The following is an 18,338-nucleotide window of genomic DNA, read 5'->3' as shown; positions in this document are numbered from 1 at the left end:
CCAAACCGAAGCCTGACCAGTCCGGGGTATAAAACAATTGGCACTGGCTTATCAAGCACCCTGTTGAGTTCTCAAAGAACAACCACACACCATCCAGAAGCCCTACACCGTAGGACCCCGTCCGGGGCAACCTCTCTAACTTACTCGGTCCGACTTTCGCTGTCAACCTCGCGTTTGGGGTGATCAACTTGGTCAGTCCGAACCACGCTGACGCACACCATATCTGGCGTCGCTTCTGTCGTGGATTCCGGCGGACCGGCGGGTCGCCGCTCTCGCGGCCACCCGCCCGGCTCCCTGCCGGCCTTCGAACTCTACCCGGTCGGTCTCGCGATCGCAACTCCGTGTTTCTCGGAGTCCCTCGTACCGCCCGGATCCTCAGTCTGGCTCGGCGTTTCCGCCACCAGCCTGGCGCCCGTTCTCGGCCGGTTTGTCCGGCCTCCCTCGTGCAGAGAGAAAGTTACGCGTACGGCCCGGAGAAGGCAAATCAATGATCGTAATTGCGTCCACGCAGCCCCGCGGGACTCGACGTCCTTCGAGGGAGACCGTCGCGGCCCCCGGCGTGCCAGAGTGTTCGGCATGGATGACGTGTCCCGGTCCCCGGTGGCGACTCTCGCCGAGGAGGCGCTGCTCGGTCTCCTGCTGCCGTTCTGGCAGCTGGTCATCGGAGCCTTCGTACTCGTCGTCGTCCTGGCGTCGGTGCGGCGCCTCGCCCGGCGCGGCCCGTCCCGGATGACCACGGCGCTGCTGATCACCGCGGCGGCGATCGCCGGCTTCACCGTGGTCGGCGTGCTCCTGGATAGCTGACCCGGGTCAGAGCCGACGGTTGGCGAGGCTGGGCAGCTCGGCGCGGATCGTCCGGAGCCGGTCGAGGTCGAGGTCGGTCACCGCGAATCCCGGTCCGTCCGGTACCTGGCTGAGCACCGTCCCCCACGGGTCGACCACCATGCTGCGGCCGAAGCAGGTCCGCGACGGCTCGTGGTCGCCGGTCTGCCCCGCGGCGGCGACGTAGCACTGGTTCTCGATCGCGCGGGCCCGGAGCAACACCTCCCAGTGGTCCCGCCCGGTATGCATCATGAACGCGGCGGGCACGACCAGCAGTTCGGCGCCCCCGTCCGTGGCGAGTTGCCGGTAGAGCTCGGGGAAGCGCAGGTCGTAGCAGATCGAGAGACCGACCCGCAGACCCTCCACGTCGACCACCACCGGCTGGTCGCCCGGCGCGACCGTTGCCGACTCCCGGTACGACACCCGGCCGGGGATCTCCACGTCGTACAGGTGGATCTTGCGGTAGCTGGCGGCGAGCGCGCCGGTGCGGTCGAAGACCAGCGAGGTGTTCCACGTGTGCTCGGGGTCCGGCCCGGCCTCGTGGAACGAGCCGGCGATCACCCACATGCCGAGCCGCCGGGCCACGTCGGCGAAGAACCGGCCGACCACGCCGTCCACCGACTCGGCCGGGGGCATCCCGTCGGCGAGGCCGAGGTAATCGACGTACTCCGGCAGGACGGCGAGGTCGGCGCCGGCCGCCGCGGCGCTGGCGAGCAGGGCCTCGGCGGCGGCGAGATTCGCCGCCCGGTCGTCGCGGGCGTTGAGCTGGCAGACGGCGACGCGCATGGGGCTCAGCGTACGGGCGGGTGGAGAGCCGCGACAGGGCTCAGACGCTCGCCAGCACCAGCGCGCCGGCGGCGAAGCCGAGACCGGCGAGCTGCACGGGGCGGAGTCGTTCCCGGTCGACGCCGAGCGCCAGCAGCACGGTGCTCGCGGGATAGAGCGAGGTGATGGCGGCGACGATGCTCAAGTGACCCCGGCTCGCGGCGGCCAGGTAGAGCGCGTTCGCCGTCGAGTCCAGCAGGCCGGCCGCCGCGGCCCAGCCGAGCACGCGTGGCTCGAGCCACAGGCGCACCCCGGTACGCGCGGCGAGCGCGAGACCGAAGGCGATCGAGCTGACCCGGACGGCGACCACCGGCCACATGCCCGCGCCGTCGTCCGCCTGGCCGAGCAGGGCGAAGAAGACGCCGAAGAGCAGGCCAGCGCCGAGCGCCATGCCGATCAGCCGGCGCGACACCCGGCCGGAGACGCCGCCCTCGCCGAGACTGACCAGGGCGATGGCGACGACGGCGAGGCCCGCGCCGCAGAGCGCCAGGGCGCCCGGGGAGTGCGCGGTGAGCAGACCGGCGGCGATCGGCACCACCGCCGCGGTGATCGCGGTGACCGGGGCGACGACGGCCATCATGCCCGTCGCCAGGGCCCGGTAGAGCAGCATCACGCCGGCGGCGCCGGCCACGCCGGAGAGCAGTCCCCAGCCCAGGTCGAGCGGGCGAGGCGTGCCGGGCACGAGCAGGACCAGGGCGAGCAGCAGGGGAACGCTCAGGATCTGCGAGACCACGGTGACGGCGATCGGGTCGGCCCGCCGGGACGCCTTGCCGCCGGAGAAGTCCGCCGTGCCGAACGCGACCGCGGACACCGCCGCGAGCACAATGGGGAACATCAGGCAGTCGTACCACAATATTGACCGCGAAGGATAGTGTGATGACCGACGCCGCAGGGCGGGTGGGCGCGGTGACCTCCGCCGTGGCCCGGCAGGTACGCGAGCTGCGGGCCGCCCGCGGCTGGTCCTTCGAGGAACTGGCCGGCCGGTCCGGGGTCAGCAAGGGCATGCTGGTGCAGATCGAGGGGGCGCGGACCAATCCCAGCATCGGCACGCTCTGCCGGGTCGCCGACGCATTCGGGGTCAGCATCGCCCAGCTCCTGGAGCCGGCCGAGGAGAGCACCGTACGGATCTCCGCCACCGCCGACGCGCCGGTGCTCTGGCGGGGCGACCGGGGTGGGACGGCGCGGCTGCTCAACGGTGTCGGCGAGCCCGACCTGGTCGAACTCTGGGAGTGGTGTCTGGAGCCCGGCGAGGGGCACCACTCCCCCGACCATCCACGGGGCACCCGGGAGATGCTGCACGTGCTCGCCGGGACGGTCACCGTCACCGTCAACGGCGTCGACCACGACGTACGCGCCGGCCACACCATCGAGTTCCACGCCGACCGGGAGCACGGCTACCGCACGGCCGGCGAGGAGCCGGCGCGGCTGGTGATGGTGGTCGTCACCCCGTCGGGCGAGTGGGACCGCCGGACCCGCTCACGCGGACCGCGCCCGACCTGACGGCGGGCGCGGTCGGGACGAGCCTCAGGCCGACTTCTCCTCGCGGTCCCGGCGACGACGGCCGGTGAACTCGCGGGGCACGATGGTCGGGTTGACGTTCTCCAGGACGACCTCGCGGGTGATCAGCACCCGGGCGGCGTCGGGGTTGCTCGGCACCTCGTACATCACGGAGAGCAGCACCTCTTCCATGATGGCCCGCAGTCCGCGTGCGCCGGTGCCGCGCAGCATGGCCTGGTCGGCGATGGCCTCCAGCGCGGGCTGCTCGAACTCCAGCTCGACACCGTCCAGCTCGAAGAGGCGCTGGTACTGCCGGACCAGGGCGTTGCGCGGCTCGGTGAGGATCCGCACCAGGGCGGTGCGGTCGAGGCTACGCACGCTGGTGATCACCGGGAGTCGACCGATGAACTCGGGGATCAGGCCGAACTTGAGCATGTCCTCCGGCATGACCTGGCTGAAGATGTCGTCGGTCGACCGCTCGGAAACCGACCGGAGCCGGGCGCCGAAGCCGGTGCCGCCGGAACCGGTGCGGGCCTCGATGATCTGGTCGAGCCCGGCGAAGGCGCCACCGCAGATGAACAGCACGTTGGTGGTGTCGATCTGGATGAACTCCTGGTGCGGGTGCTTGCGCCCGCCCTGCGGCGGCACGTTGGCCACCGTGCCCTCGAGCATCTTCAGCAGCGCCTGCTGCACGCCCTCGCCGGACACGTCCCGGGTGATCGACGGGTTCTCCGACTTGCGGGCGATCTTGTCGACCTCGTCGATGTAGATGATCCCGGTCTCGGCGCGCTTGATGTCGTAGTCGGCCGCCTGGATCAGCTTGAGGAGGATGTTCTCCACGTCCTCGCCGACGTAACCCGCCTCGGTGAGGGCGGTGGCATCCGCGATCGCGAACGGGACGTTGAGCATCCGGGCCAGTGTCTGCGCCAGGTGGGTCTTGCCGCAGCCGGTGGGGCCGAGCAGCAGGATGTTGGACTTGGCCAGCTCGACGCCGTCGCTACCGGACCCCGGCGCGCCGGCCGCCTCGGCCTGGATCCGCTTGTAGTGGTTGTAGACCGCGACGGCGAGCGCCTTCTTGGCCTGCTCCTGGCCGACGACGTAGTTGTCGAGGAACTGGCAGATCTCCATCGGCTTGGGAAGCTCTTCCCACTTCACCTCGCCGGACTCGGCCAGCTCCTCCTCGATGATCTCGTTGCAGAGATCGATGCACTCGTCGCAGATGTAGACGCCGGGGCCCGCAATGAGCTTCTTGACCTGCTTCTGCGACTTGCCACAGAAGGAGCACTTCAGTAGGTCGCCGCCGTCACCGATCCGTGCCACCTACGTTCTCCCTGCACTCGTCGGCCGGAGCGCCGGCCCTGACCTGCGGGCGCCGGGCGCCCGTCCGTCTGTCGTTCCACCCCGCCGGTCCGACCAACGAAGCGGTACAGACCCGACGTTACCCGCTGGCGGAGGTTTCTCCGACCCCCAAAGCGGGTGTGTCAGGAGGTCGGCCGGGAACGATACCCCGGCCGACCTCCGACCTGGCACCCCTCAGCTCGCGCTGTGGGCGGCCAGCAGTCCCTTCTTGCGGCTGGTCAGGATCGTGTCGACCAGCCCGTACTCCTTGGACTCCTCGGCCGTCATGATCTTGTCGCGGTCGATGTCCTTGCGGACCTGCTCGACCGGGCGGTTGCAGTGCTGCGAGAGCATCGTCTCCAACTGCGTCCGCATCCGCAGGATCTCCCGGGCCTGGATCTCGATGTCCGAACCCTGGCCGTAGCCACCCTCGGTGGCCGGCTGGTGGATGATGATCCGCGAGTTGGGCAGCGCCATCCGCTTGCCCGGGGTGCCCGCGGAGAGCAACACCGCCGCCGCGCTGGCCGCCTGGCCGAGGCAGACGGTCTGGATGTCCGGGCGGACGTACTGCATGGTGTCGTAGATCGCCGTCATGGCGGTGAAGGAGCCACCCGGCGAGTTGATGTACATGATGATGTCGCGGTCCGGGTCCGTGCCCTCGAGCGTCAGCAACTGGGCCATCACGTCGTTGGCCGAGGCATCGTCCACCTGGACGCCGAGGAAGATGATCCGGTCCTCGAAGAGCTTGTTGTACGGGTTGGACTCCTTCATCCCGTACGACGTGCGCTCGACGAACGACGGCAGAACGTAGCGGTTGTGCACGGCCGCGAACTGGGGCGGCAGGCTCAGGTCGGTCATCGTCAGCTCCTCGGTCAGCTCAGGGTCCCGGCGCCTTCCGGAACCTGGGCGGCTCCGGTGATCACCTTGTCGATGAAGCCGTAGTCCATGGCCTCCTGGGCGGTGAACCAACGGTCCCGGTCCGAGTCGGCCTCGATCTCCGCCGCGCTCCGGTTGGTGTGGAAGGCGACCCGCTCCTGGAACATCCGCTTGGTGTAGAGCATCTGCTCCGCCTGGATCGCGATGTCAGCGGCCGTGCCGCCCATGCCGCCGGACGGCTGGTGCATCATGATCCGCGCGTGCGGCAGGGCGTAGCGCTTGCCCTTGGTGCCCGCGCAGAGCAGCAGCTGGCCCATGGAGGCCGCCATGCCCATCGCCACGGTCGACACGTCGTTGTCGATGAACTGCATGGTGTCGTAGATCGCCATGCCGGAGTAGACCGAGCCACCCGGCGAGTTGATCCAGAGGTTGATGTCGCGGTCCGGGTCCTCCGCCGCGAGCAGCAGCAGCTGCGCGCAGATGCGGTTGGCGACCTGGTCGGTCACCTCGCTGCCCAGGAAGATGATCCGCTCCTTGAGCAACCGGTTGTAGACCGAGTCGTCGAGGTTGCCAATGGTGTCGCCACCTCGGGCCTCGATCGCCCGGAGCGGCGTTGCTGGGATGTGCATGTCGGTCATGGCAGCCCTTCGCTCTCCGTACCGTCCTACCCGACACTAACCGCTCAGCCGGGGGGCGTACTCCCGGTCGGGACGCTTTTCGCTCTCAGCGCAGCTGCCCTCGCGGCGTACCCAGAAAAGGGTTTCGGCCGCCGTCCAACGCGCAGCGGAGGACGGCGGCCGACACCCGAGGATCAGTGCTCGTGGTCGTGCTCGGCCTCGTTCTGGGCCTGCAGCGCCTCGAGGGTGACCTCGTTGCCCGCAGAGTCCTTGATCTTGATCTTCTCCATCACCGAGGCGAGCGCCTTGCCCCGGCGGACGTCACCGAAGACGGCCGCGGCGGCGCCGGAGCGGACCAGCTGGTCGTAGTACTGCTGCGGGGCCATGCCGGCGCGCTGCGCGCGGTGCACGATCTCGTGGCCGAACTCGTCGTCGGAGACCTGGACGTCCTCGGCGTCGGCGAGGGTGTCCAGCAGGAGCTGGATCTTGACGCCGTCGGTCGCCGCGTCCCGGAGCTCGGTGTCGATCTGCTCCTCGGTCTTCTCCTCGGCGGCGAGGTATTCCTCCAGGGAGGCGCCGATCCGCTCGAGCTGGTCGACCATCGCGGCCTTGCGGCTCTCGACCTCCTCGCGGACGACACCCTCCGGCGCCGGGACCTCGGCGGCGGCGACCATCTGCTCGAGGGCCTTGTCGCGGGCGGCGTAGATCTGCTCGACCTTCTTGCCCCGGGTGACCCGCTCGCGCACGTCGTTGCGGAGCTCCTCGATGGTGTCGAACTCGCTCGCCATCTGGGCGAAGTCGTCGTTGAGCTCCGGCAGCTCCTTCTCCTTGACCGTGCGGACGGTCACCGCGACCTCGGCGTCGCGGCCGGCGTAGTCGCCGCCCACCAGCTGGGTGGAGAAGGTGGTGCTGTCGTCGGCGGCCAGGCCGACCAGGGCCTCGTCCAGGCCCGGCAGGAGCTGCTTGCTGCCGACCTCGTGCGAGATGTTGCTCGCCGAGCCGCCCGGCACGTCCTCGCCGTCGACGGTGGCGTTGAGGTCGATCTGGACGTAGTCGCCCTCCTGGGCGGCCCGCTCGACGGTCTTCAGGGTGGCGAACCGCTCGCGCAGGTTGTTGACCTGGTCGTCGATCTCGCTGTCGGCGACCTGGACCTCGTCCACGGTCACCTCGATGGTCGCCGGGTCCGGCAGGGTGATCTCCGGGCGGACGTCCACCTCGGCGGTGAAGTTGAGCGAGTCACCGTCGTTGAACTCGGTGATCTCGACCTCCGGGCGGCCGAGGGTCTTCAGGTCGTGCTCGCGGACCGCGGCGAGGATGTTCTCTGGGATGGCCTCCTGCACCGCCTCGTTGAGGACGGTGCCCCGGCCCACCCGCTGGTCGATGACAGCGGCGGGAACCTTGCCCCGGCGGAAGCCGGGAACCTGGACCTGCTGGCCGATCTCCCGGTACGCCTTCCTGAGGCTCGGCTCGAGCTCGACGAACGGCACCTCGATGGCGAGCCGCACGCGCGTCGGGCTCAGAGTCTCGACGGTGCTCTTCACAGGCGTACTCCTTGACGGATCTCAGTTGATTCTGGGCGTGATTGCGCGCATCGAGTGTAGGCGAGCCGGCCTGCTGCTTCGGCAGCGCCCGGGGTACCGCGCGGAAAAACAGCGGTTCCCGGGACGAGCCGGCCGCGGACGACAGTCGGGGTGGCGGGATTTGAACCCACGGCCCCTCGCTCCCAAAGCGAGTGCGCTACCAAGCTGCGCCACACCCCGTGGCGACGAGAAGTGTATGCCGTCCGCGCCCGCCGGACGGTCACCGGGGCGCGGGTGGCGGCGCGCATGGCGGTCGGAGGCGACGGGCGGGAGGCGGGAGGCGACACTTTCCGGGAAAGTCTGGCCTCAGAGCGGGGGGAGGCGACACTTTCCCGGAAAGTCTGGCCTCAGAGCGGGGGGAGGCGACACTTTCCCGGAAAGTGCGCAGATGTTGGCGGCGCGGGTGGGCGGAGGCGACGCGCCGTACGCGGCTGCGCGTCCGGTTTCGGGATTCGGTAAGCTGTCGGGCGCGCCCCGCGACAGCGGGGTGCCTGCGGGCGTAGCTCAATGGCAGAGCTTCAGTCTTCCAAACTGACGGTGCGGGTTCGATTCCCGTCGCCCGCTCCAACGGCCTCCGGCCCAGGTCAGAGGTTGCATCCCCCGATCCTGGGCCGGTCGGCCACTGCCCCGCTCTGATCTTGTGGGCCATCCGTGGGCCATTAGCTGCTCTGGCCGCCCTTGCGCTGGGCCTGCTTGGCGATCCGCCGGTCCATCGCCGAGGCGATCTCTCGGTCCCGCTCGCTGGTCGCGTGCTGGTAGATCAACGCCGCACGCATGCTCGCGTGCCCCATCCGCTGCATCAGCTCACGAGTGCTCGCGCCAGAGGCTGCGGCGAGGGTGTTCCCGGTGTGCCGCAGGTCATGGAAGTGGAAGCCAGGCAGCCCGAGCGCTGCGACCGTCCGCGTCCACTTGACCGCGCGGCCGAAGTTGCCGGATCGCAGCAGTGCACCCTTGTCGCCGGTGAAGACCAGGGCCTCAGCGTCGGCGGTGGTGAACTCGGCCAGATGCGCCCGCAGGGCCTCCACGGCGGCGGCCGGCAGGGCGACGACCCGGACGCCGGCCGCCGACTTGGGTGGCCCGAATTCCAGGTGACTTCGGAGCGCGGCGAGCTTGCGGGTGACTCGGACCGTGCCGGTGTCGAGGTCGATGTCCCGGCGGCGTAGCGCGACCAGCTCGCCCCACCGCAGGCCGGAGAGCGCCGCGATCACGACGAGCGCCGAGAACCGAGCAGGCATCGCGTCGGCCAGGGCGTAGACCTGGACGATCGTGGCCGTTGGTCGTTCCGGGGTGTGGTGCTGGTCGTAGCCCTTGATCCGGCAGGGCTTCTGCCGAATGATTTCGTCCTCGCGCACCGCCGTGTTGAGGATGGCCCGCAGCAGCGCGTACGCCTTGACCGCCTGGGGCTCCGGCACGCCGGCATCCAAGAGCTTCTTACGCCATGCCCGGATCGTCGCCGGCTTGATCCCGTCAAGCATCAGGTGCCCGAGGTACGGCACGACTTGCCGCGTGAACAGGAACTCGTAGCCCTGCCGGGTCCTTGGGGCGAGCTTGCGTTCAGCGATCCACCGCTGCCCGTAGGCCGAGAGTTCGATCTCGCCCGCTTCTGGGGCTACCCACTCCCCTCGGATGATCTCCGACTCGACCAGGGTGAGCCACTTCTCCGCCTGCTTCTCAGTGGCGAAGGTGTTCGGCGCAGTCCGGGTCAGGCCGTCCGGGCCGACGTAGCGGGCCTGCCAGCGCCCCGACGCCCGCTGACGCACGTTGCCGAAACGACGGCGGCCACCACGCGCGGGCATCAGGCCACCTCCGCGAGCTGCCGCCGCAGCTGCGCCCGAGTCATGGGCACGACCCGGTTGGCCTCGATGTAGGCAGCTACGGCAGCAGGCTCGAACCGCACGAAGCGCCCGACCTTGACGTAGGCGATGCGCCGCTCTGCAACCAGCCGGCGCACGAAACGAGGTGTCGCGCAAAGGCGAGCCGCCACCTTACCAGCGGTCAGCAGGTCATCCGTCACAGTCGAGGCTCCTTCCACTCGTCAAGCTCTGGTCGGTTGCCGAAACATCGGGCGGGTCGGCAGCCCGTCTCGCCGCGTCGAGCTGGACGCGCCATTGGATGCGTTCGGAGATGGCGCGTAGGACCCGATGACCGAGGGGCGGCACGTCGGGGTCGGTGGGTTTGGCAAGTTCCCAGGCGTACCGGACGGTGTCGGAGCCGGCCGGGGCGGTGTCGGCGTCGGTGGTGACGCCGAGCAGCGCCTTGACCCACTCCCGCCGATCAGCCCGGTGATCGGCCAAGGTCTTCCCGGACCGCTGCCGGGAGATCAGGACGCGTCGACCGCCGATGCCGAGGGTTTCGCGTTTGTGGACCTTGTTCTTGCAGTTGCCCGGCTTCAACCCGGGCCGGGCTTTCTTGGGTTGGATGCCGTAGAGCAGCCAGTTGGCGCGCCGCTCCGAACACTGCGTGTGCCGCAGCTCAGCCCAGAGCCTTTCCAGGTGCGCCCGCTGCCAGCCGGTGGTGACGTCGTGGCAGTCGGCGGCCTGCTTAGTCAGGTACTTGGTGATGTAGCCGACGCACCGGTCCGCGTCCTTGGTGCCGGCGAGCACGCCCTTGGCGTCGACCTGGCTACCGAAGCGGACGACGTGCACCGGCTTAGCGTCGGGGTCGGCGTCGACCAGGTCCGGGGCGTCATCCCACGACGGCAGCAGTTCACCCGTGTCCGGGTCGGTGTAGCCGCACGCGTCGGGGTTCCACTGCGGCGCCCTTCCCGGTTCGTAGACGAGCTGGTCGGCGGGTGGCCACCACACTTGGTGGTAGGTGGCGGCGGCGACTTGGCGGACGAGTGCGCGGGGGATGTCTTCACCGGCATCCACCCGCCTGGTTCCCTCGGAGTCGTCCATCTGCTCTGCACTCGCATAGGCGAGCTGTACAGCGAGGCCAGGACCGGGCATTTCTCCGTGCTGGTCGGCACCGAGTACGACCCTGACACCCGCGAGCCGCGCCAAGTTGAGCTGCTGACCCCACTTCACCGACTGGAGGACAACTGATGCAGGTCACCATGGCGACCAGCCCGGCCAAGCCCGGTCAACCCAACGAGGACTTCACCGCGGCCACGCCGAACGGGGTCGTCCTGCTCGATGGCGCCGGTTTGTCCGGCACTACCTCACGGTGTTCGCACGGGGTCGCCTGGTACACCCGACAGCTCGGCGGCGCGCTGCTCGCCGGTCTCGCTGGCGACGACGGCCAGGACCTGGCGGCCATCCTCGCTGAGGCGATCAGGCAGACGGCCGCCGCGCATGAAGGCACCTGCGACCTTGATGACCCCGGCACACCGTCCGCCACCGTCGTCATGCTCCGCGCTACCGGTGATGACCTGGAGTACCTGGTGCTTGCCGACTCCGTGCTCGTGCTCAACCTGGCTAGCGAGGTGCCGCTGGTCATCACCGACGACCGCGAGGCACACATCGGACGGCACTACCGGGCCGCGATGGACAACCTCACCAACGGCACACCGGAGCACGACCAAGCCCGCCGCGACTACGTCCAAGCCCTCCGCGCCCACCGCAACCGGCCCGGCGGGTTCTGGGTTGCCGCCGCCGACCCACGAGCCGCCGACGAGGCGATTCTCGGAAGCAGACCGATCAAGGACGTGACAGCCGCAGCCCTGCTCAGCGATGGAGTCAGCCGCCTCGCCGATCGCTTCAACCTCACCGACTGGGCCGGCCTCCTGGCGATCCTGCACGACCACGGCCCAGCCGAGCTGATCCGCCGCGTCCGTGCCGCAGAAGACTCCGACCTACCAGGCAACCGCTGGCCGCGCGGCAAGACCCACGACGACGCAACGGCCGCCTACTGCACCCATGTCGCTTAGCTCAGAGTCGCCAGCGCGACGCGATCAACCCTTGCACGATCTGCAACGGTTCGCGCTCGCCCGCTTGGACTGCACGTCGACAGCGGGCATGGTGGACGGGCCATGATCCTCTGCGCCGCTGGCGACATCCACGGAGCCCTCGACCGGCTCTTCGAAGACGTCCTCGCCTTCGAGGAGTCGTTCGGCGCTGCGCGGCGAGCGCGAGGAAGACGCCGCGCTGCCGGTGAGCTGGCGGCGATGGACTCCTGTGATTCAGCGCGCGCGGCGGTAGTGCATGGCCACCGCGCCGTTGCGGAGCGGCTCCGCCGAGAGCAGCTCGAGCTGGCGCGTGCCGGGCAGCCCGCCCTGGTACAGCGTCGGGCCGTGGCCGGCGATCCTGGGATGGACGAGCAGCTTGTACTCGTCGATCAGGTCCAGCCGGTCGAGCTCGGTCGCGAGCTTGCCGCTTCCGAGGAGGACCCCGGCCGGGGTCGCGTCCTTGAGCTTCTGCACGCCCTCGCGCAGATCGCCGGCGATGTGGTGGCTGTTGGTCCACGGGAAGTCCTTGCGCGTCGACGACACCACGTACTTGGGTTTGGCCTCCAGCTTGACCGCCCACTCGCGCATGGCCGGCGGCGCCTCCTCGTCGCCCTGGGCGACGGCCGGCCAGTAGCTCTCCATCATCTCGTAGGTGACGCGACCCCACAGCATTGCCCCGCCCTCGTTTATGAGACGGGTGAAGAAGGCGTGCGTCTCGTCGTCGGCGATCCCCTCCTGGTGGTCGACGCAACCGTCCAGAGTGAGGTTGAGGCTGAAGGTGAGGAGTCCCATGGCCGGCGAGTCTAACGCCACTACGGCGTCGCCAGTCCCCGCTTGGCGAGGTGCTTGAAGCAGTCGAGGTCGATGGCGCGCGGGTCGCTGGACACGAAGCTGAAGCGCTCCTCCTTCTCGATTCAAAAATGTCCCGTGACGGGAGACCGCTCGACACGTGGTGCCTAGTCCCACCTGACGCTTGACGCTTCCGTCCCAGCTGTTGCTTGACCTCTGATCTAGGTTGGCGGCGTGGGTTCCTCGCCAACGGAGAGCAGAAGGACGGTCGCCGTTGGGCTACACGCTTGAAGCGATCATCGGCTCCGCCGCTGCTCTGCACACCGCTGTGACCCAGTTGTCGGCTGCGGTGCCAGTGCCGCTGGCGCAGGACCTCGCGTTGGTGCCGATGACCGATGAGTTGTTCGATGCTGTCACGGACGGCACGACGGAGAAGGTACTCGGATTCTGGAAGCTGCCGGGCGGCTTCGACCGTGAGCTGACGTTCTGGTCCTCAGCGGGACCTGTCGGCTACGTCGAGGCGGATTTCTTCGGGGGTGTGGGCAGCCAGCGCGCGGCCCTGTGGGTTGCTGGCGAGTTGGTGCTCGGACCGCTGTCTGTGGGCGAGGGTGAGCCGTTCGCTCCCGAAGGAAGCCCTATCTCTCAGCTGCTCGCGAGACTTGGCGCCGAACGCGACGGCTACCGCGATGAGTTCGAAGCGGTCGGCCTCGGACGCCACCGCGAGACGGCGGACTGGCTGCCATAAGTGCTAGGAACGCCGACCATGTCAAGCATCAGGTGGGACGGCGGTGAAGCATCAGCCGGGACACGACACCGCTCGACACGTGGCCATTGCCGAATTGGCCTCTTAAGGATCAAGGCGGCCCGCAAGCGGGCCGCGCCGGCCCGGCCCCGGCCTGCTGGCGACCTCCGGCCGGCATCGGCCGGGCCGGCCGGCCTCGCTTTGGGACTACCAGACCATGAAGACCTCGGGGCTCCGCCCCGAACCCCGGCCCTCCTAATAGAGATGCCGCCGCGGCTCACCTCGCCGGGCACCACAAGGGCTACCAGCCTTCCCGAACGGGGACCAGGTCGTTCGTCCGGTAGGGCGCTCCACCTGGTCCCCGTTCGGGGAGGCTGGACGGTCTACGACTGCCCGACGAGGAGATCCGCTCTCACCCACCGGCTACGAAAGTTGTTCCACATCACCGAGGTTCAGCATGAGCGGCGATCCCGGATGACCCGGCTGCCATCCACGCTCAAGCGCTTGCCGTATGGCGCTGGCGACCGCCGAAGGCAGCACCGGAGACGCCGCAGCGTTCACCCAGTTGTCCGGACGAGGAGACGCTAGCTCGACGACAAGGGTGGCGCAGCCAGGTGGGTCGGTCCGCTCAACGGCAAAGCTCAGCGGCGACCAGGTCAAGCCTTGGCAGTACGTCGGCTTCCTACGGATCAACCAGCGATAGCCCGTGCCATCGACAACGATCGGCCTACTGCCTCGCTTGTTGATTGCCACCGTTCCTCCCGCCACACAGGGAGGCATCCCGCAGCCGTACAGCCATTCGTACAGCCAAGACGGCCGGCGAACCCCGACGCGACCAGACAACGGCGGACGACCTGAACAGGGACAGACTACCGTGACCAGCCGTCCATGATCTTCTTCTAATCCCAAGGCCATCACGGGCCATCCATGGGCCAGTAACCGGCGCGCGCAGCGGTCACGAGCGGGCACGAGGGGCAACCAACTCCACCGCCCGCCGCAGGCGTTTCGGGCATCACGACCGGTTGAGCGCGCTCTTCCAAACTGACGGTGCGGGTTCGATCCCCGTCGCCCGCTCCACCCACGTCTCACCGCTAGGCAGCTTCAACGAACGCGGGCGAGTTCCGGTGCCGGATCAGCCGCAATTGTCGCGCCGAGCCGCGGCGTACGCAGCACCCAGCGGACCGCCGCAGGCGCGTAGTACCCCCCGACCAGCATCAGAACAGCGATGACCAGCCAGCCCCAGCCACCCGTGCCGATCGCGAGCATGGTCAATCCGGCCGGACCGAGCGACTGCTGTAGCTGACCGCCGAGCTTGAAGGCGCCCGTGTACTCCCCGCGCCGATCCTCTGGCGGCAGGGTGGCGGTGATGCCCCAAGCGCCGGCGGACTGGGTCAACTCGCCGATCGTCAGCATGACTGTCCCGGCGACGAGGACGGCGATCGTGATGACGCCCGACGTGAACGCGGCCGCACCGAGCAGCAGCGCCGACAGGGCGACCGTTACTCCGCCGGTGCGCAGAGCGCGGGCGGCGCCCAGCGGCGTCTCGCTGCCCCGGCTCGCGCGGACCTGGAGGGTCACGGCGAGCACCGTGTTCACCATGTACAGCACCGGGACCAGCAGCTCTGGCGCGTCGGTCTGGGTCAAAATCCACAGCGGAAGGACCACCCCGAACAGCGTTACGTGCGCCTGCAGCACACCGTTTACGCCGCTCAGCGCCAAGAATGGGCGATCTGCGAGGGCTGCGAAGGGATTGGTCCGAGGAGCGCTGCCGGCCGTGGGCACCTTCGGCAGGCGGCTGATCAAGGCCGCGGTCAGCAGCAGCACCGCGCCGTTGGTCAGGACCAGTCCCAGGTACGCCGGGCGCGTGCCGATCGCGAGGGCGATCCCAGACAGCGCCGCGCCCGCGGTGAAGCCGACGTTGAGCGCGCTGCGCTGGTAGGCGAGCGCCCGGACTCGTTCGGCCGGAGGCAGCGCCTGCAGCGTGTAGACGTGCTTGGCCGTGCTCCCGGTCATGTCGGTCAGGGCCAGCAGGCAGACCAGCCCGAGGAAGGCGGTGAACGACCCGATCAGCGGGTACGCGAAGAAGAGCACCGCCTCGGCGAGTCCGGCGACGATCCAGGTACGCCGGGCACCGAACCGGTCGGTGAGCACGCCGAGCGGAATCGAGCACCCGACGGTGAGCGCGCCCGCGACGGACAGGCCGATGCCGACCTGGGTCGCGGTCAGCCCGAGGTACTTGGTGAAGAACACCGCGCTACCGGCCTGGAAGATGCCGGAGCCGGCGGCGTAGACGATGGAGCGGAGGGTGAGCGCCCGGGCGACGCCGGGCGGGGGCGCGATCTGCTGGAACCACTGCATGGGGCCAGCCAACTGCAGCCACTACGCTGGCAGAATCGTTTTCATCCAGGCTAAAAGGTGGGCCGTTCGTGAGTGAGGTGCTGTTCGCCGTCGGCGACCTCACTGACGTGCGGTTTTGCACCTCCCCGCTGTGGGAGACGGTCTTCTCGGTACGCGCGTTCGGCGCGCCGGGCCGCTTTCCCGCGCTGAGCCCGTGGATACGTGCCGTGCGCGTGGCGCTCGCCGATCGCGACGACGTTGCCGAGCAGCTGGCTTACCTGGCCGCGTTTGTCCGCTCGGGCTCCTGGGTGCCGGATTTCCTGACGCCGCCGCCGACAGGCCGCTGCGGTGAGTTCGACGCGGAACACCGTCAGGTGCTGGCAACCCCGCTGGAGCTGGTCACCGCCGACATCCTGGCCTGCGCCAATTGGCGGCCGATCACCCGCGTCGCCCGGGCTGCGGCCACCGATCCGCAGGCCGCCCTGACTCGGTTCGGCGTCGCGATCAAGGCGTGGCACGATCTGGCCATCGCCCCGCACTGGTCGCGGATGCAGGCGCTGCACGACGCCGACATCGCCTATCGGACCCGGCAGCTGTCCCTGGGTGGCCTGCGTCTGCTCTTCGACACCCTGCACCCGAGCGTCCATTGGGCGGGCGATCGGCTGATCGGCGATGACCCCTGGAACATCAGGGTCACCGTGGCAGGCCGGGGTCTGCCGCTGCAGCCGACCGTCTTCGGTGACCGCCGGGTGCTCTGGACGGTCCGGAACGAATCCCAGCCGATGGCTGTCTATCCCGCGCGGGCGGTCGGCACGCTGTGGTCTGCGGCGCAACCCGTCGGCATCGGTGGCGCAGGCCTGTCGCGCGTGCTTGGCCCGGCCCGCGCCGAGGTGTTCACCCTGCTGCGTGGGCCCGCCACGACGACGGACCTCGCCAGGCGTACGGGTCTGTCGCTCGGCGCGGTCTCGCAGCATCTCGCGGCGCTGCACGGGGCGGGGCTGGCCCAGCGTGCCCGGCACGGCCGGGAGGTCTTCTACGAGGCGACGCAGGTCGGCGTGGCGCTGCTGCGAGTCAACGGGCTGGCCTGACCGGCGCACCTCATCGGGTCCGGCGACGACCAGCGCCACGCCCGCCAGGAGCACCACCATGGCCGGGGCGAGCAGGCGGATCGTGTGGTCGCCGGTGTCAGGCAGTTTCCGGCACGAAGACCACGAACGTCCCCGAGGGGATCGTCACCGGGCCGTCCCTCGACGTCGACGTGAACCTGAAGACTGGGTTGTCCACCGTACGGGCGCAGGATGGCGATCGATTTTCGAGTCAACCGCGAATGACGCGCGGAACCCCTGGTGGCTCGTAATCCACGCGCAGCTAACCGACACCGGTTCCTACGGTTCGCGCACCGCCACCTGCTGGACGCGCCCTCCTGTCACCCGAACCGCAAAAGCGCAGCTCAACAGCGAGATCAAGCCATGGAGTGGACCTTCCTCACCGCCCAGCAAACCACTGCGAAACACGGGCCAGTTGTACTGAACGGGGACGTTGGTTGAGGACCGCGCCCAGGTGATCTCTATCGTCGGCACCTGCAACGAAGCTGCGGGATCGAGACTTACGAGGCCAACCGCACACCTTCGTTGCGACCTGATCTTGCGAGTTGGACCCCGCCGTCCGACTGGTTGATCTCCGACCACACTGCATCGAGGGAAAGGCCGAGGACGTCGGCGATCGCAGCGATGGTCGGGAAGGCAGGGGTGGCTACGCGACCGGACTCGATCTTCCGAAGAGTCTCCGGCGAGACACCTGCGTCCAGCGCGGTGCCGAGCATCGAACGCTCCCCCCTGGCTCGACGCAGGAGGGCGCCGAGGCGCTGTCCGCGTTCGACCTCTGCGGGAGTGAGCGGCAACCTGACCATGGCTCCGATTCTAGTACCGGGATAATATGGCCGGGATACTTATTGGTTGCACGAGTAAGGCACCGCATGATCGAGCTCCTGAACCCGACCGAACTGCCACGAGCCAGGGAGGCAGGTGCCCTGGTCGCTGGCATATTGAAGACGCTGAGGAGTCGCTGTGAGGTAGGCACGAACCTCCGGGACATCAACCGGTGGGCCCAGGCCATGATCACCGAGGCCGGAGCGCAGTCCTGTTACGTCGACTACGAGCCGTCCTTCGGACGTGGGCCGTTCGGCCACTACATCTGCACGTCAGTCAACGACGCCGTGCTCCACGGACTGCCGTACGACTACACGCTTGCCGACGGCGACCTGCTGACGCTCGACCTCGCCGTCTCCAGAGGCGGAGTTGTCGCTGACTCCGCCATCAGCTTCATCGTGGGCGACTCGAACCCCCCGGAGTGCGTTGCGATGATCAGCGCGACCGAGCGCGCATTGAGCGCAGGGATTGCCGCAGCCGGACCAGGTGCTCGCATCGGGGACATCTCCCATGCCATCGGCTCGGTCCTCAGCGAGGCGGGATATCCGATCAACACCGAGTTTGGAGGTCATGGCGTCGGATCGACGATGCACCAGGACCCGCACGTCCCAAACACGGGGCGGCCCGGTCGCGGATACAAGCTGCGCCCTGGGCTGTTGCTGGCATTGGAGCCATGGGTCATGGCGGACACCGCCAAGCTCGTCACCGATGCCGATGGCTGGACACTCCGAAGCGCGACGGGCTGCCGGACAGCGCACAGTGAGCACACGATCGCTATCACCAACGACGGAGCCGAAGTTCTCACCTTGCCGGAGCAGGCGCAACCGTGAGGTGACAGCCATCCGCGTTCCCCGCTCCGGGCAGTTCACCACCCATCGCAGGTGGGACGTAAGTGTCAGGCATCAGGCGGGACACGACGACGCTCCAGACGGATCGAGGCGGCCCGCAAAGCGGGCCGCGCCGGCCCGGCCCCCGCCGGCTGGCGACCTCCGGCCGGCCTCGGCCGGGCCGGCCGGCCACACTGCGGCTCCCCCCGCTCAGGCACCACGCGGGCCCCCCCCGACCCCCCGTCGCGCCCAGGTCAAGCCCCATCGCGGTCGC

At 69.0% G+C, this 18,338-nt stretch carries 18 protein-coding genes and 2 tRNA genes; 7 read left to right on the top strand and 13 right to left on the bottom strand.

All coding sequences use genetic code 11. The features are described 5' to 3' along the window. Positions 1 to 576 precede the first annotated feature (576 nt). Positions 577 to 804 carry a hypothetical protein gene (locus ACFYOS_RS35290; protein WP_387151330.1) on the top strand — a complete coding sequence of 76 codons (228 nt, stop codon included), beginning with the start codon at positions 577 to 579 and terminating at the stop codon, positions 802 to 804. A 6-nt stretch (positions 805 to 810) separates the two neighbouring features. Here ACFYOS_RS35290 and ACFYOS_RS35285 read toward each other — a convergent pair whose 3' ends face one another. After that, positions 811 to 1,608: a carbon-nitrogen hydrolase family protein gene (locus tag ACFYOS_RS35285; protein ID WP_387151327.1), complete on the bottom strand. Its 798-nt coding sequence runs from the start codon at positions 1,606 to 1,608 to the stop codon at positions 811 to 813. 40 nt (positions 1,609 to 1,648) lie between these two features. Next, the gene (locus ACFYOS_RS35280; protein WP_387151324.1) at positions 1,649 to 2,482 is read right to left on the bottom strand and encodes an EamA family transporter; all 834 of its coding nucleotides are present in this window, start codon (positions 2,480 to 2,482) and stop codon (positions 1,649 to 1,651) included. 41 nt (positions 2,483 to 2,523) lie between these two features. On the opposite strand from ACFYOS_RS35280, the gene ACFYOS_RS35275 reads away from it, so the two are divergent. Beyond that, a complete protein-coding gene (locus ACFYOS_RS35275) occupies positions 2,524 to 3,147 on the top strand; it encodes a helix-turn-helix domain-containing protein (RefSeq protein WP_387151321.1) in 624 nt (207 codons plus the stop codon). Positions 3,148 to 3,171: 24 nt separating this feature from the next. On the opposite strand, the gene clpX is transcribed toward ACFYOS_RS35275, so the two are convergent. From clpX to ACFYOS_RS35250, 5 genes are all read right to left on the bottom strand, one after another. Further along, on the bottom strand, positions 3,172 to 4,464 hold the full coding sequence (gene clpX, locus ACFYOS_RS35270; protein WP_387151319.1) for an ATP-dependent Clp protease ATP-binding subunit ClpX: 1,293 nt from the start codon (positions 4,462 to 4,464) through the stop codon (positions 3,172 to 3,174). 213 nt (positions 4,465 to 4,677) lie between these two features. Next, positions 4,678 to 5,340 carry an ATP-dependent Clp protease proteolytic subunit gene (locus tag ACFYOS_RS35265; protein WP_387151316.1) on the bottom strand — a complete coding sequence of 221 codons (663 nt, stop codon included), beginning with the start codon at positions 5,338 to 5,340 and terminating at the stop codon, positions 4,678 to 4,680. A 14-nt stretch (positions 5,341 to 5,354) separates the two neighbouring features. Next, complete coding sequence (locus ACFYOS_RS35260; RefSeq protein WP_387151314.1) at positions 5,355 to 5,996, bottom strand: ATP-dependent Clp protease proteolytic subunit; 642 nt, start codon at positions 5,994 to 5,996, stop codon at positions 5,355 to 5,357. Positions 5,997 to 6,169: 173 nt separating this feature from the next. Continuing rightward, on the bottom strand, positions 6,170 to 7,516 hold the full coding sequence (gene tig / locus ACFYOS_RS35255) for a trigger factor (RefSeq protein WP_387151311.1): 1,347 nt from the start codon (positions 7,514 to 7,516) through the stop codon (positions 6,170 to 6,172). A 145-nt stretch (positions 7,517 to 7,661) separates the two neighbouring features. Then, positions 7,662 to 7,735: transfer RNA gene (locus tag ACFYOS_RS35250), tRNA-Pro, on the bottom strand. Positions 7,736 to 8,048: 313 nt separating this feature from the next. On the opposite strand from ACFYOS_RS35250, the gene ACFYOS_RS35245 reads away from it, so the two are divergent. Further along, a tRNA-Gly gene (locus tag ACFYOS_RS35245) sits at positions 8,049 to 8,122 on the top strand. A 92-nt stretch (positions 8,123 to 8,214) separates the two neighbouring features. Here ACFYOS_RS35245 and ACFYOS_RS35240 read toward each other — a convergent pair. Genes ACFYOS_RS35240 through ACFYOS_RS35230 form a run of 3 tightly spaced genes read right to left on the bottom strand, consistent with a single transcriptional unit; the run spans position 8,215 to position 10,425 of the window. Further along, positions 8,215 to 9,351 (bottom strand): tyrosine-type recombinase/integrase, encoded by a 1,137-nt coding sequence (locus ACFYOS_RS35240; protein WP_387151308.1) that lies wholly within the window; start codon positions 9,349 to 9,351, stop codon positions 8,215 to 8,217. Next, the gene (locus tag ACFYOS_RS35235; RefSeq protein WP_387151305.1) at positions 9,351 to 9,569 is read right to left on the bottom strand and encodes a helix-turn-helix domain-containing protein; all 219 of its coding nucleotides are present in this window, start codon (positions 9,567 to 9,569) and stop codon (positions 9,351 to 9,353) included. Before ACFYOS_RS35235 ends, ACFYOS_RS35240 begins: the two co-directional genes overlap by 1 nt. Next, positions 9,559 to 10,425: a replication initiator gene (locus ACFYOS_RS35230; RefSeq protein ID WP_387151302.1), complete on the bottom strand. Its 867-nt coding sequence runs from the start codon at positions 10,423 to 10,425 to the stop codon at positions 9,559 to 9,561. The genes ACFYOS_RS35235 and ACFYOS_RS35230 overlap by 11 nt, the downstream gene beginning before the upstream one ends. Positions 10,426 to 10,598: 173 nt before the next feature. Here ACFYOS_RS35230 and ACFYOS_RS35225 point away from each other — a divergent pair, with 173 nt between their 5' ends. After that, positions 10,599 to 11,423, top strand: coding sequence for a protein phosphatase 2C domain-containing protein (locus ACFYOS_RS35225; RefSeq protein WP_387151299.1), 825 nt, complete (start codon positions 10,599 to 10,601; stop codon positions 11,421 to 11,423). A gap of 252 nt (positions 11,424 to 11,675) precedes the next feature. On the opposite strand, the gene ACFYOS_RS35220 is transcribed toward ACFYOS_RS35225, so the two are convergent. Beyond that, positions 11,676 to 12,233: a dihydrofolate reductase family protein gene (locus ACFYOS_RS35220; protein WP_387151296.1), complete on the bottom strand. Its 558-nt coding sequence runs from the start codon at positions 12,231 to 12,233 to the stop codon at positions 11,676 to 11,678. Between the two features lie 271 nt (positions 12,234 to 12,504). Here ACFYOS_RS35220 and ACFYOS_RS35215 point away from each other — a divergent pair, with 271 nt between their 5' ends. Beyond that, positions 12,505 to 12,975, top strand: a complete 471-nt coding sequence (locus ACFYOS_RS35215) for a hypothetical protein (protein WP_387151293.1) — start codon at positions 12,505 to 12,507, stop codon at positions 12,973 to 12,975. Between the two features lie 1,098 nt (positions 12,976 to 14,073). Here ACFYOS_RS35215 and ACFYOS_RS35210 read toward each other — a convergent pair. Then, the gene (locus ACFYOS_RS35210; protein ID WP_387151290.1) at positions 14,074 to 15,330 is read right to left on the bottom strand and encodes an MFS transporter; all 1,257 of its coding nucleotides are present in this window, start codon (positions 15,328 to 15,330) and stop codon (positions 14,074 to 14,076) included. A 77-nt stretch (positions 15,331 to 15,407) separates the two neighbouring features. On the opposite strand from ACFYOS_RS35210, the gene ACFYOS_RS35205 reads away from it, so the two are divergent. Continuing rightward, entirely contained in the window at positions 15,408 to 16,397 is a 990-nt protein-coding gene (locus tag ACFYOS_RS35205; protein WP_387151287.1) for an ArsR family transcriptional regulator, read from the top strand. 518 nt (positions 16,398 to 16,915) lie between these two features. On the opposite strand, the gene ACFYOS_RS35200 is transcribed toward ACFYOS_RS35205, so the two are convergent. After that, on the bottom strand, positions 16,916 to 17,218 hold the full coding sequence (locus ACFYOS_RS35200; RefSeq protein WP_387151284.1) for a helix-turn-helix transcriptional regulator: 303 nt from the start codon (positions 17,216 to 17,218) through the stop codon (positions 16,916 to 16,918). Between the two features lie 66 nt (positions 17,219 to 17,284). Here ACFYOS_RS35200 and map point away from each other — a divergent pair, with 66 nt between their 5' ends. Then, positions 17,285 to 18,067 (top strand): type I methionyl aminopeptidase, encoded by a 783-nt coding sequence (gene map, locus ACFYOS_RS35195; RefSeq protein WP_387151281.1) that lies wholly within the window; start codon positions 17,285 to 17,287, stop codon positions 18,065 to 18,067. The last annotated feature ends 271 nt before the right edge of the window (positions 18,068 to 18,338 follow it).

The sequence above is a fragment of the Micromonospora sp. NPDC005806 genome (assembly GCF_042871425.1).
In the GTDB taxonomy this organism is placed as follows: domain Bacteria; phylum Actinomycetota; class Actinomycetes; order Mycobacteriales; family Micromonosporaceae; genus Micromonospora.
The sequence above is the reverse complement of the archived record's forward strand: the minus strand, read 5'-3'. Positions and strand labels throughout refer to the sequence as shown.

Bases quoted from the DNA above. Each gene is read 5' to 3' on its own strand.
- ACFYOS_RS35265 (WP_387151316.1), bottom strand. From the start codon at position 5,340: ATGACCGACCTGAGCCTGCCGCCCCAGTTCGCGGCCGTGCACAACCGC.
- ACFYOS_RS35275 (WP_387151321.1), top strand. From the start codon at position 2,524: ATGACCGACGCCGCAGGGCGGGTGGGCGCGGTGACCTCCGCCGTGGCC.
- ACFYOS_RS35285 (WP_387151327.1), bottom strand. From the start codon at position 1,608: ATGCGCGTCGCCGTCTGCCAGCTCAACGCCCGCGACGACCGGGCGGCG.
- map (WP_387151281.1), top strand. From the start codon at position 17,285: ATGATCGAGCTCCTGAACCCGACCGAACTGCCACGAGCCAGGGAGGCA.
- ACFYOS_RS35240 (WP_387151308.1), bottom strand. From the start codon at position 9,351: ATGCCCGCGCGTGGTGGCCGCCGTCGTTTCGGCAACGTGCGTCAGCGG.
- ACFYOS_RS35260 (WP_387151314.1), bottom strand. From the start codon at position 5,996: ATGACCGACATGCACATCCCAGCAACGCCGCTCCGGGCGATCGAGGCC.
- ACFYOS_RS35290 (WP_387151330.1), top strand. From the start codon at position 577: ATGGATGACGTGTCCCGGTCCCCGGTGGCGACTCTCGCCGAGGAGGCG.
- ACFYOS_RS35200 (WP_387151284.1), bottom strand. From the start codon at position 17,218: ATGGTCAGGTTGCCGCTCACTCCCGCAGAGGTCGAACGCGGACAGCGC.
- ACFYOS_RS35210 (WP_387151290.1), bottom strand. From the start codon at position 15,330: ATGCAGTGGTTCCAGCAGATCGCGCCCCCGCCCGGCGTCGCCCGGGCG.
- ACFYOS_RS35220 (WP_387151296.1), bottom strand. From the start codon at position 12,233: ATGGGACTCCTCACCTTCAGCCTCAACCTCACTCTGGACGGTTGCGTC.
- ACFYOS_RS35280 (WP_387151324.1), bottom strand. From the start codon at position 2,482: ATGTTCCCCATTGTGCTCGCGGCGGTGTCCGCGGTCGCGTTCGGCACG.
- ACFYOS_RS35225 (WP_387151299.1), top strand. From the start codon at position 10,599: ATGCAGGTCACCATGGCGACCAGCCCGGCCAAGCCCGGTCAACCCAAC.